This is a genomic window from Acinetobacter sp. 22323 (assembly GCF_052044895.1).
In the GTDB taxonomy this organism is placed as follows: Bacteria; Pseudomonadota; Gammaproteobacteria; order Pseudomonadales; family Moraxellaceae; genus Acinetobacter; species Acinetobacter schindleri.
In genome coordinates this window covers 119,149-134,764 of record NZ_JBQEOL010000004.1, presented here as the reverse complement: position 1 = coordinate 134,764, position 15,616 = coordinate 119,149, and the positions used below count along the sequence as shown (strand labels likewise).

Sequence of the window (15,616 nt, the reverse complement as noted above, 5' to 3'; positions counted from 1 at the left end):
ATTTGTATCTTCGGGTTCCCGGGAAGATAGGTTCTATTCTGCTTTTGGCGCAGGTAACCCTTGCCGCAGTAGAGCGGAATATTGTTCACTACTGACCTGAGCAAATTCTTTAACACGTGGGTTTACATGCGCTCGAGCATACCAGGTGCTTAAGTCCCAATCCTGATCCAATGCTTGTAGGTCATACATATAATTTGGCAAATAACCCGACGCCAGCAGGCGATAATCTGTTGGTAATGGTTTCTGGGAAACAGCCTGAACCATATCAAACACCAAGGTAGTGCAATTACTGGTTAGAGTGTTATACCACTTCGGCTGTTGAGCCAGATCATCCACCTTGTTGAGATATTCTTTGAAAAGCGCCTTGGCTTGTGCTTGTGGCATATTAACCGGAAAAAAATATACCTGCTCACCGCGGGTGTTGCTACGGGTGTAGATAATATCCCGTTCATCAGCTGCTACCAGACTCAGCTCAAACTTGCGGAAGAAGCCGCCGATAGCAGAGAAATCTTCATTTTTTTCCTTACGGATTTCTATCGAAAAGGTCAGTGGCTTCTGGTCAGCAAAGTCAAAACTCACCAGGGTATGGGCAATATGTGGTCCCATCCAGTAAGAGGTGATGACATTGACCCCGGTGATCTGATTTAAATTGATGCTGCGACTTTCCCAGCGCTCAATATATTTCCCATTTGGCAGCCAGACAAAATTACGCACATTATGTAAGGTGACTTGATCGCCTTGTTGTTCATAACTGAGAATACGGGCAACTTCAGGATTCCACTCCCGGTCCTGACGAGCGTCCAGACTGAAATACCAGAACAGGCTAAACAGAAAAGCCAGAATATAAAGAAGGGTATCTACACCACGTGAAATCAGATGACGGCTAAAATAAATGCCGAGAACTGCACAGGCTAAAACAATCCAAAGACCAATCAGCACAGAGCTGCCAATCATGCCTAAGGGTTGCTGTACCCAAATCGCAAGGCACAGCCATAGACTTGATGTGATGACAAACAGGGTAAATACTGCATTCAGTAACCAGAATAGCCAGTGAGGTGCAGGATTTCCCTGTGTATGCATAATTGAATCTTTAATCAAAAATTATTCTTCATTTTCTATAAGTTGCAAACTCAAAAGCAATCCCGGTTTTGTCGTCGATATGTTGTTCGGAAAAAACTTTTTTGAATTCAGCAGGAATTTCCGGGTAGAAGGCATGACCTTGTACATCCAGTTCGACATGGGTCAGTTCCAGACGGTCAGCAATACTCATTGTCTGTTTGAAGATTTCACCACCCCCAATAATATAAATAGACTCCGGTTTTTCTGACGCTTTTACATCTGCAACAGCTTGGTTCAAGGCATCCTCAATTGTGTGTGCGACTTTAGTACCTTCAAAAGACCAGTCTGTATCACGGGTAATGACCCAGTTGATACGTTTAGGCAAGGCACGTCCCATGGATTCAAGGGTCTTACGTCCCATTACAATTACACCGCCCTGGGTGATCTCCTTAAAATGTTTTAGATCTGCTGAGATATGCCAAGGCAGGTCATTGTCCTTACCAATACAGCGCTGCTGATCCATTGCAACGACATGAACGACTTCTAAATCCTGAAATGCCATACCCACACTCAAAAACAAATAAAAATTGTTCCTATTAAAATGCAAAATCCCACTTTAAGCAAAGTGGGATTTCGATTTTCTTGGGTTTGAGAAAAATTAAACCGCGACAGGCGCTTTAATTCCCGGATGGGATTCATAACCGACAATTTCAATATCTTCAAATTTGAAATCGAACAGATCTTTAATTTCAGGATTCAGTTTTAACTGACATAGACCTAAAGGCTCACGACTCAACTGAAGTTTGGCCTGTTCAAAGTGGTTGGCATACAGGTGCGTATCACCACCTGTCCAGACAAAATCACCGACCTCAAGCTCACAGACTTGTGCGATCATATGAGTGAGCAGGGCGTAGCTGGCAATATTGAACGGGACACCTAAAAACACGTCAGCGCTACGCTGATACAGCTGGCAAGATAACTTGCCATTATGTACAAAGAACTGGAACAGGGTATGACAAGGTGGCAGTGCCACTTGACCTGCTTCGTTCGGGTTCCAGCCAGACACAATCAGGCGACGTGAGTTTGGATTAGTTTTGATCTCATTCACCAACCATTTGATCTGATCAAAACCATCATTTTTATAGCTGCCATCTTCATTTTTTGTGGCACCAAAGTTACGCCACTGATGACCGTATACAGGACCAAGCTCACCTTCTGCGCGGCCAAAACGTGCAGTCTGTTCTGCAGTTGACCATTCATCCCAAATACTGACTTTATTATCTTTCAAATATTGAACGTTGGTATCGCCTTTGAGGAACCACAATAGCTCAATCACAATAGAGCGGAAGTGGACTTTTTTGGTGGTCAGTAAAGGGAAACCCTTGGAAAGATCAAAGCGCATCTGATGACCAAATACCGAACGTGTACCAGTGCCGGTACGGTCGCCTTTATCGCCGCCGTTGTCGAGGATATGTTGTAAAAGGTCAAGGTATTGGCGCATAAGTCTCTCTTAAAATCCGTTGAAAAATTGCTTTTTTTTGAACTAAGCAATTTAAAATTGCGCTCATCATAACATTTTTTTTCGCAGTTCCACATCGCCGGGAAGGTGACTGGAGGAGAGAGAAAATGCAATAAAAAAGGCATCCATTATCGATGCTTTTTTATTGCCTGCTTTAAGCTGTTGGCTTGCCGGTATGTACTGTATCAATCAGATCAGACAAGTCATAACCGAGCGATTGTGCATAAGCCAGATATTCCTGCTTAGTCGCTTCATCAATGGTTGGGGTGCGATGCAACAGCCACAAATACTTCATGCTTGGCTCACCGACCAAAGCCGTTTGATAACTAGCATCCAGCTTTAATACCCAGTAATCTCCCTTGGTAAATGGCACCCAGCGTAAACCTTCTGGCAGGAAACTGACCTCAAGTTTGGCATTGGCCGCATCTACAATTGTTGCTTCACCAATGGATTCATCCAGCTTACCATCACCATCCAGACAACGATTCTGAACACGTACGCTACCACTTTTATTCAGGCTATAAACAGCTGAAATATCAGTGCTGTCTTCAGGTTGATGTTTCATTGGGAGACGGGCAATTTCATACCAGGTGCCTAAATATTTGGTGAGATCAAAATTTGAAACGGTAGGGATATCATGATTCATTATTTTCTCCGCTTTATTTCAGTTCATTTTTTGCGCTCAATCAGTCTAAACATGAAGCTGCTAAAGAAAAGATGTAATCATGCAGTGAAATGTTGTGTTTGTTTTCAATGAGATGAGAAGGGGTAGAGCATATATAAGAAATGTTAAGTAGGTCGAAATCTAGTCATTTTTTATAATTTATTGCTTAAAAGTATATCGATTAATTAATTTATTATTCAATAAAACTTAATAATAAAAATTTTTGTAACTTAATAGAGCTAAATAATTCTATGCGGAATAGTGGCTTACATTTAATTAGTTAAATATTGATAAATTTATTTACATTTTGAACGTGAAAAATAACATTAATGGGGCTAGTATTTGGGCCTTTCAAAAGATATGAACGCCTGCTTAAGGGCGAGGAGTACTTGGTTTAATATGATTTATGATCATCAAGTGAATATGAGTGAAGTTCATGCTCCTGTTCAAGCGAACGTCATAATTCGTTCCCAGTCGGGACAAAATTCTAAACGTCAGCCTCAGCGTAACAGCTCTGAATCAGCTCGTAATACAAGTTCTGAATCACGCAAGACTTTTAGTGCGATGAATGGCCAGCGTTTTAATATTGAAAAATTCACCAGTTATCTGCAAGGCATTACCCGTAGTACCAGTACACAGAAATGTGCGCGCAGTATTCGTATCGGCTTGCAATCTTCAGGTGCAAAAATTGTGAATCATCCTGTAGCAGCAGCTGACTGGGGCAGTACCTTACAGAAATTGGGCTACCGTAAAATCAACCTGTCATTTGACCGTCCGAAAAAGGGTGATATCTATATCATTGACCGGACTTCCAAGCATAAGTACGGGCATATTGCAGCATACTCAGGTTCTGCATGGGTATCGGATTTCAGACAGTCAGGTTATGCGGTTTATCGTAATTCTGACGTGAAATACACTTATTACCGCCTGGATTCTCACCTTTAAGCCAGAAGTTAAACGTAGCATTTGCGAAATGGTTCAATCTTCGAAGCGTTTCGCACGATTCCCGTAAATAGACAGGATAAACAGTCCAACCGCGCTGAAGCCAATGCATTGAATGCCTAAAGCTATCTTGTGCTGTTCAGGCAGATAACCAAACAGGGTGATCAGGGCAATCAGCGGAATGCAGAAAAACAGTCGTGTAAAACCTTCCCGATAGGGATTCTGCTCAGGCAGTTTCAAGGCGACTGTACGTAAGCCATGACTCAGCATCCCAATTGCCAGACTGATGCCGACAAATATTGTATTCAGTTCTGCAAAGGTAGAAGCGTAATAAATCACTGCACAGGTGGCGATACAGATGATCAGCCTGATCTGGCGTGTGCAGCGTTCGGAATACCAGTAATTAAGCATGAGGCGGTGGAGTGTCCGTGTTTTTATGCATTAAAGACAGTGGTGAAAACAGGCAGATGGCAATCGCCATAAAGCCAATGCCCTGCCCACCTGAAACCAGGATCTCGCCATCCTTCATATTCATAAAGACTAATGCCAATAATAGGGCAATTGGAATCCAGGTCAGTATGCGATAGAACAAGCCTGTCGGATTCTTTGCAGCAAAATGAATTTTGCAATAACGGCAGATCAGGAAAATAATTCCAGTACCGGCGAACATCAGAATCGCATCCAGCGGTAAAGGTTCTATCCAGTACAGTACTGCTGTCAGTACGGCAATCACGATAAAAATCAGTAATTTTTTAATGACAGAAATTTGCGGATTAAACCAGTATTCAAGCATGGCAACCGTGAAGATCCAAAAGAGTTGATCTGCACTTTAGCATATTTCAGATATAAAAAAGCGAGGCAGATGCCTCGCAATATGTTCAGGATGTCTTATACGTTTTTCTGTGGCCCCCAGTCATAAATTTTTTTCTGGTAGGCATACCACATCATCCATAGGCCAATCAGAATCATTGGCAAGCTGAGGAATTGCCCCTTACTCATCCAGCTAATAAACAATTGACCATTGTCCGGTTCACGGAAAAATTCGACGATAAAACGTGCCAGACCGTAACCAATCAGGAACAGCGCAGAAACTGCCATACGTGGGCGAGGTTTAGAGCTGAACCACCATAGTACAATAAACAGAATCAGACCTTCACAAAGTGCCTGATACAGTTGTGATGGATGACGAACCAGTTGGAGTGGATCGCTTGGGAAAATCATGCCAAAAGCAAAGTTTGGGTCAGTCACCTGACGACCATACAGTTCCCCGCCGATGAAATTACCAATACGGCCAAACATCAGACCGGTCGGTACACACGGCGCGATAAAGTCCAGAGTCTGGAACCAGGTCATGTTGTATTTTTTACACCAGAGTAGCATCGCCAGGATTACACCGAGGAAACCGCCATGGAAGCTCATGCCACCTGTCCAGATCTGGAACAGCCACAATGGGTCTGCCAGAAACTGGGAAAAACCGTAGAAAAATACATAACCAACACGGCCACCGATAATCACCCCAAGCGCCCCGAAGAAGATTAAATCCGAGACCATATCTGATGTCCAGCCGCGTTGTTTAGCGCGATACGTCGCCAGTCCCCAGGCAAATAAAAATGCCATCAGGTACATCAGTCCATACCAGTGGACCTGCAATGGCCCGAGCGAAATCGCTACAGGATCAATATTGGGATAGTTGAGCATGCATCTTCCTTTGTCTTTCTGTTTTGTCCTGATTTTAGCCTAAACTTGGGAAAAATGTTGTACATTCAATGTGTAAAGATCTAGAGCATCAATTATGTGTATCGTTGCCTTGGCCTGGCGTGTACTGGATGACACGCCACTTTGTCTGATTTCAAACCGGGATGAGTTTTATCAGCGTCCGACAGCCGCCCTGCATGCCTGGCAAAATAGCCCAATTATTGCAGGTCAGGATTTGCAGTCTGGTGGTACCTGGATGGGAGTAACTGCTACGGGCCGCTGGGCGGTGATGACCAATTTTAGAGATGGGCAGGACCAAAAGTCTTATCCGACTTCACGCGGTCATATTCTTCAGGATTTTCTGGAATCTGAATTAACCCCAATTCGGTTTGCCCAAGAACTGGAAAAAAAGCAATGTGACTATGCAGGCTTTAACCTGTTTGTCGGTGATTGTGATCAAGCCGTCTATATGAGTAACCGTGGCGAGGCACCACAAGTACTGGCACATGGGGTATATGTAGTCTCAAATGGCTTGCTCACGGAACATTGGGAAAAGACCCGTCACTTACGCAAGCGTTTTACCCAGGAATTTTTACCGATGCTGCAACAGCAAGAAATTTCGGAAGCTGATCTGTCTCATGCGGTGTGGGATATTCTGGAAGATGAACGCAAGATCATTCCGGAGTTGTTGCCGAAGACCGGGATTTCACATGAACTGGAACAGTTGTTGTCTTCAACCTTTATTCAAAGTCCGGCTTATGGCACGCGCTGTTCCAATTTCCTGCGAATGAAAACCGATGAGTGGCAGTGGCTGGAAAAATCCCAGCAGGGTGAAACAGCAGGACAGATCGTTGAACAAGTTATTCCGATTATTAGCTAAATAACAGTATTGGCGATGATGTTTATAAAGATATCAGTTTAAACAACACTCTTCTGAGTATATAGATGTGCTAGGATGAAGCCTGTCTACTACTCCTGACTTTATCTTTTTTATGGCACTGCTCCTACCACTTATTTCATTTCTGATTGGATTCTGGGGCATCCATTATTTAAAGCCGGTTCGTCCATTTATGGCCGCTTTACTGGCTCGTCTGCTGATCCCGTTGATTATAATTTACAACATGGTGTTCTATAAGCAGGGTAGCTTGTGGCTGATTGGCTTTAGTATCTTTAGCTCGCTGTTTCTGTTCGGCCTGTTCTATTTTTTCTCCAAAGATAAATTACGTGCATTATGTTTTAGTTATTTGAATGGTGTCTGGCTGGGATTTCCTTTTGCCTTGGCGTTATTTGGTCCTGATGCTTTAAATACCATTGTTGCCTTATATATCGGCGGTTCTTTATTTGGAAATGTCAGTGCAGTTGTAGCAGTGAGTGCTGAAAAGCAGACACCGCAATTCATTATTAAAAATATGCTGAAGTCTCCACCGGTGATTGCACTGACGGTTGCAGCAGTTTTATCATTTTGGGATTTTAGTGCTTATGAATCGCATCCAGTGATTCAGTGGGGTTATGCCGCGAACAAGTTTCTGGTGACCTTTGCTGGCATGTGTATTCTAGGCATGTGGCTCCGTCATGTCCGGATTCAGCTGAGTGATTTGACCCGTAGTTTAATCTTGATTAGTGGTCGCTTTATTCTGTCTTTAGGACTGGCAGCAGGTGCTTATTTCTTATTGCCAATTCCGCATCAAATACTAACTTATGCTGTTTTAATGATGTACTTCCTGCTTCCACCAGCAGCCAATATTGTGGCACTAGAAACCCATTATCAAGGCACAGGTTATTCAGCGAAATATATTGCTTCAGGAACGATTGCCAGTGCGATCTTGATCGGCGTATATGGAGTGGTGGTGCATGCGTTGGTGCCGGGTTTATAAAAATATCAGAAAAGTCCTTTTCCCCGAGAGAGAATAAGATGCATTTTAAATCCCTCGCCCCAGCCCTCTCCCAACGGGAGAGGGAGCAATAAGAGATGAAACTTACTTTTCCAGACTCGCTTTAAATAGTTGCATTGCCTGACCACGGTGACTAATTTTATTTTTCTCTTCCTTGCTCATTTCCGCACTCGCAATACCCAGTTCAGGTAACCAGAACAGCGGATCATAGCCAAAACCATTTTCACCACGGGCTGCTTCCAAGATCTCACCTTTCCAGATGCCCTGGAAGATTTGTGGTAATGGGTCTTCGGCATGTTGAACTAAGGTCAGTACACACACAAACATGCCTTCAATCGGTTCACCGTCTTTACGCAGTGGTTTCAGGTCAGCCAGTAATTTTTCATTGTTCGCTGCATCATCACCATGTTCACCCGCATAACGTGCAGAGTAAATTCCAGGTGCACCGCCCAGAACTGGTACACAAATCCCTGAATCATCAGCAATCGCAGGTTTGCCAGAAATACGTGAGGCATGACGTGCTTTGATAATGGCATTTTCAACAAAGCTCAAACCATCTTCAATTGCGTCTTCAATATTCAGCTTACCTTGAGGAATAACTTCAACTGGAAGTTTGAGTTCTGCAAACATCTTTTCAAATTCTGCAATCTTGCCTTTATTATTACTTGCTAGTACCAGTGTGCCTTGGGATAACCAGTCAGTTGCAGCCATGTTAAAACTCATTATTAGATAAAGAATGGGCGCTATTTTAGCAATGGATGAAGAATTTGCGGCAATAAAAAAGCACCCGAAGGTGCTATTTATACCATTCAGCTTATTGTGCCTGAATCCATCTGTCAGCACGATCACGTGCCTGACGGATCTGTTCCTGGGTCAAGTTGGCTGCCAATGCAGTTTTCTTGCCTTCAGATAAAGTAATCACTTTATTATCCAGCATGCCGTCACGGGTAGAGAGTTCATACCACTGGTAAGCACCCATATAGTTTTTTTTCTTCTCTTCCATCATCGCCAGATTAAAGCTGGCACGATTATCACCACGGCTGGCCGCTTTTTCAAAGTACTGGCGAGCCAGTGTTTCATCTTTCTTGGTGCCAATACCATCTGCCAGCATACGGCCTACATTCAATTGAGCAACTGCCAGACCTTGATCGGCTGCTGCTTTATACCAGGCAAAAGCCTGACGTTCATCTTTCTGAATGTCTTTGCCATATTGGTATTTTGTCGCTAGATAGAATTGTGCACCTGGCTGGCCTGCCTTGGCTGCCTTAATCAGGCTATTAATGTCCATGATGGAATATTGTGCGGCCTGACTTGCGACAGAAGGTGTTGGAGCAACATAGTCTGCATGGGCCTGAAAGCTAAAAAGTCCAGCCAGTAGCGTCGTACTTAGTAATAATTTTTTCATAGAGCGCTCACTCGATAAATTGCGACTTCACCAAACAAATTAGGGAGGTGCTTGCTGAGCATGCTGCCTTGTTGATTCCCATTTACAGCGAGTCGGTTAATAATTTTGATGTTATTTTCCGCGCAAAGTGCTTCAAAGTCACGGAAAGTACATAAGTGGATGTTCGGTGTGTTATACCACATATAGGGTAAAGCTTCCGAAACAGGCATTTTCCCTTTTAGTGCCAGGAAAGAACGAGTCTTCCAGTGCGCAAAGTTCGGGAAAGTAATAATCGCCTGTTTACCCACTCGCACCATATCACGCAATAAAACGTCCGGTGCATCTACAGCTTGCAAAGCCTGTGCCATGACAACATAGTCAAAAGACTGGTCTGCAAAACGACTTAATCCCAGATTTAAGTCTTGCTGGATGATATTTAACCCACGACTGACTGCAATTGCAATCTTTTCCTGATCAATTTCTAATCCGTATGCACGAATATTGTGCTTTTTGCTCATATGAGCCAGTAATTCACCGTCACCACAGCCCAGGTCAAGGACGCGTGAACCCGGTTTAATCCAACGTTCTGCCAGTTGTTGATCAATACGCATTACACCGTCTCCTTCGGGGTTGATTTTAACAGTTCTTCACCACCCAGGAAGGCACGCAATGACTTCACATACAGTGGAATTGGGAACAGGAAGGAGTCATGGCCTTGCTCAGCATCAATATCCAGATAGCTGACAGGCTTATTATTGGTAATTAAGGCGTCTACGATTTCAACAGAACGTGAAGGTGAGAACCGCCAGTCAGTTGTAAAAGAGACCACCAGGAATTTACATTTGGTTTGGGCCATTGCCTTTACCAATGATTGTTGGTATTCACGTGAAGGATCAAAGTAATCCAGCGCCTTGGTCATAATCAGGTAAGTATTGGCATCAAAGTTCCGGCTAAATTGTTCACCTTGATAGCGCAAATAGCTTTCGACCTGGAACTCCACATCGAAACCATACATAAATTTACCGGATTTTAAATCACGACCAAATTTCTGCTTCATGGCCTCTTCAGACAGGTAGGTGATATGACCGACCATACGTGCCAGAATCAGACCACGTTTTGGATAGCTGTCATGTTCCAGATAACGGCCATTATGGAAATCCGGATCTGACAGAATTGACTGACGTGCGACTTCATTAAAGGCAATGTTCTGTGCAGATAATTTAGGTGCGCTGGCAATAATCACACATTTTTGCAGACGATCTGGATAATCTACTGACCATTGTAATGCCTGCATACCACCTAATGAACCACCGATGACGGAATACCACACATCAATACCGAGACGGTCAGACAGCATGGCTTGGGTTTTCACCCAGTCACGTACAGTCACTAGAGGAAAATCAGGACCATAAGGGCGGTTGTCATTTTCAGGGTTCGGAGAAGTTGGACCTGTTGAACCATTACAGCCACCAATATTATTCAGGGCAACCACAAAAAATTTATTGGTATCAATTGCCTTGTTTGGACCAATACAGGCATCCCACCAGCCTGGTTTTTTATCATCTTCATGATGATAGCCAGCAGCATGATGATGACCGGAAAGGGCATGACAAATCAGAATGGCATTGGACTTATCGGCATTGAGTTCGCCATAAGTTTCAACCATCAGTTCAAAACGGGGGAGGATGCGACCGCATTCAAGCTCTAACGGCTGTTCGAATTGGAACTTTTGTGGGACAACAAGGCCCACTGAGTCAGCTGGAAAAGACACGGGAATGATTCGCCTTAAATCTTTAGTATGAATAAATAAAAGGATACCATTTGCAGGTATCCTTCTAAAGTCTTTTTAGTGCTATGAATTATCGCTAATTCTAATACCGTGTCTAGACGGCAGCAGCAATCACCTGTTCAGTGCTTAACACACCTTGGTCAATTAGACGGTTGGTACATGCGATAATCGCTTCAATTGAAGAGGTCACAATGTTGTCATGCACACCAGCACCAAAGGCGGATTTACCAGTACCTTTCACTTGCAGTTCTACCAATGCCAAGGCTTTAGCATGGGCACCAGAACTGATGCTACGTTCTTCATAGTTCAAGACATCGATTGGTAATTGTAAGGCATCCAAGATCGCAGAGATCGGACCGTTACCTTCACCACGTAAGTGCTGAGTTTCACCGTTTACTTCAATATCCAGCTCAATCACCTGATTGCCATTTTCATCTGACAATTTGTAGTTTTTCGCAGAATAATGAGCATCTTTCGCAGCTACATAAGTTTCTTTGAACAAGCTCCAGATCGCTTGTGCTGAAATCTCAGTACCATCTTCATCAGTTTTTTGCTGCACGATTTGCGAGAATTCGATCTGTAAACGACGTGGCAAGGTCACGTTGTAGTTCGATTCTAACAAGTATGCGATACCGCCTTTACCAGACTGTGAGTTCACGCGAATTACAGCGTCATAGTCACGGCCCAAGTCTTTTGGATCGATCGGCAAGTACGGCATATCCCAGATTTCTTCGTTTTTCTGGAATTCAAAACCTTTTTTGATCGCATCCTGGTGTGAACCAGAGAATGCAGTGAAGACCAAGTCGCCCGCATATGGATGACGTGGATGGACTGGCAAGCCAGTACATTCTTCAACAGTCGCAATGATTTCGTTGATGTTCGAGAAATCCAAGTTTGGTGCTACGCCTTGGGTATACATGTTCAAGGCAATCGCTGCCACGTCCACGTTACCGGTACGCTCACCATTACCGAATACACAACCTTCGACACGGTCAGCACCGGCCATAATTGCCAATTCAGATGCTGCGATCCCACAGCCACGGTCATTATGACAGTGAACTGAAATGATCACGCCGTCACGACGCTCGATGTTACGGTGTATCCATTCCACTTGGTCGGCATACACATTTGGTGTAGAGACTTCGACAGTGGCTGGCAAGTTCAAGATCACTTTGTTTTCTGGAGATGCTTCCCAGATTTCAGTCACAGCGTCGCAAACGTCTTTCGCCACTTCCAATTCAGTTGCAGAGAAACATTCAGGACTGTACTGGAAGATAAATTCAGTTTCAGGCTGTTTCGCTGCATATTCTTTTACTTTTTGCGCTGCATTGATCGCTAACTGTTTCGCACCTTCAACATCCACATTTAACACTTTTTGACGGAAGGTCGGTGAGTTCGAGTTATAGATATGCACAATTGCGCGTTTCGCACCTTGTAAAGATTCGAAGGTACGTGCAATCAAATGATCACGTGCCTGAACCAATACTTCAATGTAAACGTCATCCGGAATATGACCTTCTTCAATCAATTTACGAGTGAAGTCGAAATCAATTTGAGAGGCAGACGGGAAGCCGATTTCAATATGTTTGAAACCGATTTTTACCAACATCTGGAACATTTTGAACTTCTGCTCAATGTTCATTGGCTCGAAGATCGCCTGGTTACCATCACGCAGGTCAGTACTCATCCAGATTGGCGCTTTAGTAATTTCATTATTCGGCCATTGACGGTCTGGTAAGTCCACACGTTGATACATGCGACGGTATTTTTTACTTGGATCAGCCAACATCATGAGAGAGCTCCTTAGGTAGCCTGGCATACTTGCTTGGTGTAGCAGTTGCTCGGTCTACAGCATAGATTTTGTCTATATATTCGTTTACAGGCAGGTGAGGGTAAATTAGATCAATCCTGTCTTTTTTAAGTTTTGATCATCAGGATCAACCAGACACCTGCATGGTGAACCTATAATTAAATTTTAGTCCAGAAAACGTGAAAAGTTTTTGCTTTTTCTATGGATTTTAGTCGTATCTTAAAAAAGATTTTCTTATAAAGTTATTAATTGGAAAAATATTTCTATAATCTATTTTAATTTTGTTGGATTTTCCTGTAATTAAGCGATAAGGCTAAAATATTTCTTTATATAATAGCTTTGTTGGAAGTTCTTAAGCAATGCATACATGAAATCTTTCATATCAAAAAATAAAGGCTAGTTTGATGAATCCAGACTAGCCCTTAATATCATGAAGATTGCTCAGATCAGTATTTAAAATGCAGGCCTAAAACGGCACTGATGCCTTCTGCTTCTGTAGCATAGTGGGAAGAATAGGCTTTGGTAAAATAACGTGTATCGGACAGGTTATTGATATTTAGCTGTAGATCCACATTGGGGTTCACCTGATAACGTGCCATGGCATCGTAACGCACATAACCGGGAACAAATTTGGTATTGGCGGCATTGCCATAAACTTTATCCATTGCCACAGCACCGGTACCCAATGTTAGTTGGGGCATGACCTGATAGGTTGTCCACAAGGTTGCACTGTTTTCTGCTACGTTCTGAACCTGATTGCCATTGTTTGTGCTTGGAACATAAACCGGTTCGGCCGTGGTTCCAATATTTTCAAAGCCACCATCAATCAGTTCACTATCCAAATAGGTATAGCCTGCGGAAATTGCCCATTTCTCAGTAATATTTCCATTGATACCCAGCTCAATCCCATCGACACGGGTCTCACCGATATTACGGGTACTGCCATCAGCATCGGTGGAGCGGGTATTGGTTTTTTCAGTACGGAAAATAGCTGCCGTCAGATTCAGTTTATCTTCCAGAAGATCCCATTTAGTTCCCAGTTCCATGGTGCGGACTTTTTCAGCTTTTAGATTTTCAATAGCTGCGCTAATACTTTCAGAGCCATCACCACCATCGATACCGACCGGATTCGAGGAAGTGGCATAGCTGATATAAATACTGCCATTTTCTCTTGGCTTAAAGACCAGACCCGCCTGATAATTAAAAAAGTCTTCTTCATTTTCGAGGGTGAGCTGATCACCTGGAACGGCTGTAATAGGCGTATTGTTAGCACCTGTCACCGCATTATTGAATCGTCCATAGGTCAATGTTTGCTGGGTCTTATAGTCATCCCAGCGCACTCCCAGATCCACAATCCATTGTGGATGCAGTTCAATGCTGTCCAGGAAGTAGATCGATTGGGATTTGGTCTCAATATGATAACTGTCTGCACCATCCGTACTAATCGTTCCCGTCCAGGTACTCCGATTTGGATTGTCTACAGAGGTACACCAACCTAAGATAATATTGGCAGGAGTGCCACAGGCTGCATAGGAACTGCCAGTCGCATTCAGACCGTTAATAATATATTGAGTACGCTCAGTATCCTGATCCGAATATTCTGCACCCAGATTAAAGCTATGCTGGATGATACCGGTGTTGAATTTACCGGTTAAAGCCAGTAAATCAGTAAAGGTATCGGTATCTGCGATACGTGAATTGGCCCGCGCCCAGACATTGCCATTTAAAATGAAGTTTCCGCGTGAATCGTCAGGATTGGTCCAGAGGTAGTCATTTTTAGAACGGTTAAATACCGCCGTATTGCTGAGGGTTAAATTGTCATTTAGATCATGTTCCAGCTTGAGGGTGCCAATCTGGTTTTCCTGTTTCTGGAAATCACGATCTTTCCAGCCATAATACTGCCCTTGTTTGACGTTAATCGGTTTACCATTGCCATTTAATGGCCGGTTATCAGGGTTATTTCCAGTAGGTGCCCCAAACGGATTGTTATAGGGAATGCCTGAGTCTGGAATATCATCTGTTTTTAGATAGTAATAACTCAAAGTGCCACGTGTTGCACTATCCAGACCAAAACTGAAGCTGGGTGCAATACCGGCGCGTTGGTATTTTGTACCGTCATGCTGTCCCGCTTTTTCATTTTGATGACCCATGACAGCTATACGAGCCGCCATACCATTATCAAAGTCCTTGTTAGCGTCTAAAGTGATACGTGCATACATGTCTGTGCCACCTGCAATGGAGCCTTCCAGCGCATCTCCCTGTTTCGCCACTTTTGAAATCAGGTTAATACTGCCGCCAGTGGTGCCAGCGCCGCCCATGGCAGAGGCAGAACCTTTGGTGACTTCAACCTGCTCAACGGCAAACATTTCCCGGTTTTGTGAAGTCGAATTCCGTACACCATCCACATACATCGAACTTTCCGAGTTATAACCCCGAATAAAAGGCCGGTCCCCATTTGGATTACCACCTTCTCCCGCGCCTAGGGTAATCCCCGGCACAGTACGCAAAGCATCTGCCAAGGTCGTAACCTGGGTATCTTCAATCAGTTGCTGAGGGATCACAACCACAGATTTCGGGGTATCCAGGAGAGGGGCAACAAATTTGCTATTTGCCGACTGATCGATTTTTAAACCTGGCACAGATTCCATTTGCACTTCCTGACGGATGGTTTCAAGCTGCACCACGTTTTCTTGGGCAATTGCATGTGCGGATGCAAGAGAAAGGGAAGAAATGATTGCTGAAGAAACGATTTTTTTACGAGATTTTATCTGGCTCATCATAGTTCTTTTTTATTTTTAAGTTTGGATTCGCAAATAATAATTATTATTGTTATCGTTGCTATCCTTTCTGAATTGATATTGG

Annotated in this window: 16 protein-coding genes; 3 read left to right on the top strand and 13 right to left on the bottom strand. The window is 43.6% G+C overall.

Going from position 1 to position 15,616, the window contains the following annotated elements:
* Positions 1–33 precede the first annotated feature (33 nt).
* The 4 genes from ACTJIX_RS04245 to ACTJIX_RS04230 all read right to left on the bottom strand — a co-directional run bounded on the left by ACTJIX_RS04245 (position 34) and on the right by ACTJIX_RS04230 (position 3,224).
* Entirely contained in the window at positions 34–1,080 is a 1,047-nt protein-coding gene (locus tag ACTJIX_RS04245; protein ID WP_346794331.1) for an Lnb N-terminal periplasmic domain-containing protein, read from the bottom strand.
* Positions 1,081–1,108: 28 nt separating this feature from the next.
* Entirely contained in the window at positions 1,109–1,621 is a 513-nt protein-coding gene (dfrA44, locus tag ACTJIX_RS04240) for a trimethoprim-resistant dihydrofolate reductase DfrA44 (RefSeq protein WP_333837001.1), read from the bottom strand.
* 96 nt (positions 1,622–1,717) lie between these two features.
* Positions 1,718–2,560, bottom strand: a complete 843-nt coding sequence (thyA, locus tag ACTJIX_RS04235; protein WP_440611207.1) for a thymidylate synthase — start codon at positions 2,558–2,560, stop codon at positions 1,718–1,720.
* A gap of 172 nt (positions 2,561–2,732) precedes the next feature.
* Positions 2,733–3,224 (bottom strand): lipocalin family protein, encoded by a 492-nt coding sequence (locus ACTJIX_RS04230; protein ID WP_440611206.1) that lies wholly within the window; start codon positions 3,222–3,224, stop codon positions 2,733–2,735.
* Between the two features lie 417 nt (positions 3,225–3,641).
* On the opposite strand from ACTJIX_RS04230, the gene ACTJIX_RS04225 reads away from it, so the two are divergent.
* Positions 3,642–4,187 (top strand): CHAP domain-containing protein, encoded by a 546-nt coding sequence (locus tag ACTJIX_RS04225; protein WP_004890200.1) that lies wholly within the window; start codon positions 3,642–3,644, stop codon positions 4,185–4,187.
* 33 nt (positions 4,188–4,220) lie between these two features.
* On the opposite strand, the gene ACTJIX_RS04220 is transcribed toward ACTJIX_RS04225, so the two are convergent.
* The 3 genes from ACTJIX_RS04220 to lgt all read right to left on the bottom strand — a co-directional run bounded on the left by ACTJIX_RS04220 (position 4,221) and on the right by lgt (position 5,882).
* Positions 4,221–4,595 carry a hypothetical protein gene (locus ACTJIX_RS04220; protein WP_005220879.1) on the bottom strand — a complete coding sequence of 125 codons (375 nt, stop codon included), beginning with the start codon at positions 4,593–4,595 and terminating at the stop codon, positions 4,221–4,223.
* Positions 4,588–4,977: a hypothetical protein gene (locus ACTJIX_RS04215; RefSeq protein WP_005220888.1), complete on the bottom strand. Its 390-nt coding sequence runs from the start codon at positions 4,975–4,977 to the stop codon at positions 4,588–4,590. The genes ACTJIX_RS04220 and ACTJIX_RS04215 overlap by 8 nt, the downstream gene beginning before the upstream one ends.
* Positions 4,978–5,072: 95 nt before the next feature.
* Positions 5,073–5,882: a prolipoprotein diacylglyceryl transferase gene (gene lgt / locus ACTJIX_RS04210; RefSeq protein WP_440611205.1), complete on the bottom strand. Its 810-nt coding sequence runs from the start codon at positions 5,880–5,882 to the stop codon at positions 5,073–5,075.
* Between the two features lie 94 nt (positions 5,883–5,976).
* Between lgt and ACTJIX_RS04205 the strand changes: the two genes are divergently transcribed.
* Together ACTJIX_RS04205 and ACTJIX_RS04200 are read left to right on the top strand one after the other, a co-directional pair.
* A complete protein-coding gene (locus tag ACTJIX_RS04205) occupies positions 5,977–6,759 on the top strand; it encodes an NRDE family protein (protein ID WP_440611204.1) in 783 nt (260 codons plus the stop codon).
* A 112-nt stretch (positions 6,760–6,871) separates the two neighbouring features.
* Positions 6,872–7,753, top strand: a complete 882-nt coding sequence (locus ACTJIX_RS04200; RefSeq protein ID WP_184104585.1) for a permease — start codon at positions 6,872–6,874, stop codon at positions 7,751–7,753.
* Positions 7,754–7,855: 102 nt separating this feature from the next.
* Here ACTJIX_RS04200 and rdgB read toward each other — a convergent pair whose 3' ends face one another.
* The 6 genes from rdgB to ACTJIX_RS04170 form a co-directional block, all read right to left on the bottom strand.
* On the bottom strand, positions 7,856–8,482 hold the full coding sequence (gene rdgB / locus ACTJIX_RS04195; RefSeq protein ID WP_440611203.1) for an RdgB/HAM1 family non-canonical purine NTP pyrophosphatase: 627 nt from the start codon (positions 8,480–8,482) through the stop codon (positions 7,856–7,858).
* A 103-nt stretch (positions 8,483–8,585) separates the two neighbouring features.
* On the bottom strand, positions 8,586–9,176 hold the full coding sequence (locus ACTJIX_RS04190) for a tetratricopeptide repeat protein (RefSeq protein ID WP_004813225.1): 591 nt from the start codon (positions 9,174–9,176) through the stop codon (positions 8,586–8,588).
* Positions 9,173–9,766 carry a methionine biosynthesis protein MetW gene (gene metW / locus ACTJIX_RS04185; RefSeq protein ID WP_004890183.1) on the bottom strand — a complete coding sequence of 198 codons (594 nt, stop codon included), beginning with the start codon at positions 9,764–9,766 and terminating at the stop codon, positions 9,173–9,175. The genes ACTJIX_RS04190 and metW overlap by 4 nt, the downstream gene beginning before the upstream one ends.
* On the bottom strand, positions 9,766–10,926 hold the full coding sequence (metX, locus tag ACTJIX_RS04180) for a homoserine O-succinyltransferase MetX (protein WP_440611202.1): 1,161 nt from the start codon (positions 10,924–10,926) through the stop codon (positions 9,766–9,768). The genes metW and metX overlap by 1 nt, the downstream gene beginning before the upstream one ends.
* A gap of 112 nt (positions 10,927–11,038) precedes the next feature.
* Positions 11,039–12,736 carry a 2-isopropylmalate synthase gene (gene leuA, locus ACTJIX_RS04175; RefSeq protein ID WP_278364373.1) on the bottom strand — a complete coding sequence of 566 codons (1,698 nt, stop codon included), beginning with the start codon at positions 12,734–12,736 and terminating at the stop codon, positions 11,039–11,041.
* A gap of 464 nt (positions 12,737–13,200) precedes the next feature.
* The gene (locus tag ACTJIX_RS04170; RefSeq protein WP_440611201.1) at positions 13,201–15,531 is read right to left on the bottom strand and encodes a TonB-dependent receptor; all 2,331 of its coding nucleotides are present in this window, start codon (positions 15,529–15,531) and stop codon (positions 13,201–13,203) included.
* Between the last annotated feature and the right edge of the window lie 85 nt (positions 15,532–15,616).

What these genes read in the sequence shown, in the direction of transcription:
- ACTJIX_RS04200 (WP_184104585.1), top strand. Translation starts at nt 6,872, where the DNA reads ATGGCACTGCTCCTACCACTTATTTCATTTCTGATTGGATTCTGGGGC.
- lgt (WP_440611205.1), bottom strand. Translation starts at nt 5,882, where the DNA reads ATGCTCAACTATCCCAATATTGATCCTGTAGCGATTTCGCTCGGGCCA.
- ACTJIX_RS04170 (WP_440611201.1), bottom strand. Translation starts at nt 15,531, where the DNA reads ATGAGCCAGATAAAATCTCGTAAAAAAATCGTTTCTTCAGCAATCATT.
- rdgB (WP_440611203.1), bottom strand. Translation starts at nt 8,482, where the DNA reads ATGGCTGCAACTGACTGGTTATCCCAAGGCACACTGGTACTAGCAAGT.
- dfrA44 (WP_333837001.1), bottom strand. Translation starts at nt 1,621, where the DNA reads ATGGCATTTCAGGATTTAGAAGTCGTTCATGTCGTTGCAATGGATCAG.
- ACTJIX_RS04220 (WP_005220879.1), bottom strand. Translation starts at nt 4,595, where the DNA reads ATGCTTAATTACTGGTATTCCGAACGCTGCACACGCCAGATCAGGCTG.
- ACTJIX_RS04245 (WP_346794331.1), bottom strand. Translation starts at nt 1,080, where the DNA reads ATGCATACACAGGGAAATCCTGCACCTCACTGGCTATTCTGGTTACTG.
- metW (WP_004890183.1), bottom strand. Translation starts at nt 9,766, where the DNA reads ATGCGTATTGATCAACAACTGGCAGAACGTTGGATTAAACCGGGTTCA.
- ACTJIX_RS04205 (WP_440611204.1), top strand. Translation starts at nt 5,977, where the DNA reads ATGTGTATCGTTGCCTTGGCCTGGCGTGTACTGGATGACACGCCACTT.
- ACTJIX_RS04225 (WP_004890200.1), top strand. Translation starts at nt 3,642, where the DNA reads ATGATTTATGATCATCAAGTGAATATGAGTGAAGTTCATGCTCCTGTT.
- thyA (WP_440611207.1), bottom strand. Translation starts at nt 2,560, where the DNA reads ATGCGCCAATACCTTGACCTTTTACAACATATCCTCGACAACGGCGGC.
- ACTJIX_RS04215 (WP_005220888.1), bottom strand. Translation starts at nt 4,977, where the DNA reads ATGCTTGAATACTGGTTTAATCCGCAAATTTCTGTCATTAAAAAATTA.
- ACTJIX_RS04230 (WP_440611206.1), bottom strand. Translation starts at nt 3,224, where the DNA reads ATGAATCATGATATCCCTACCGTTTCAAATTTTGATCTCACCAAATAT.
- ACTJIX_RS04190 (WP_004813225.1), bottom strand. Translation starts at nt 9,176, where the DNA reads ATGAAAAAATTATTACTAAGTACGACGCTACTGGCTGGACTTTTTAGC.
- leuA (WP_278364373.1), bottom strand. Translation starts at nt 12,736, where the DNA reads ATGATGTTGGCTGATCCAAGTAAAAAATACCGTCGCATGTATCAACGT.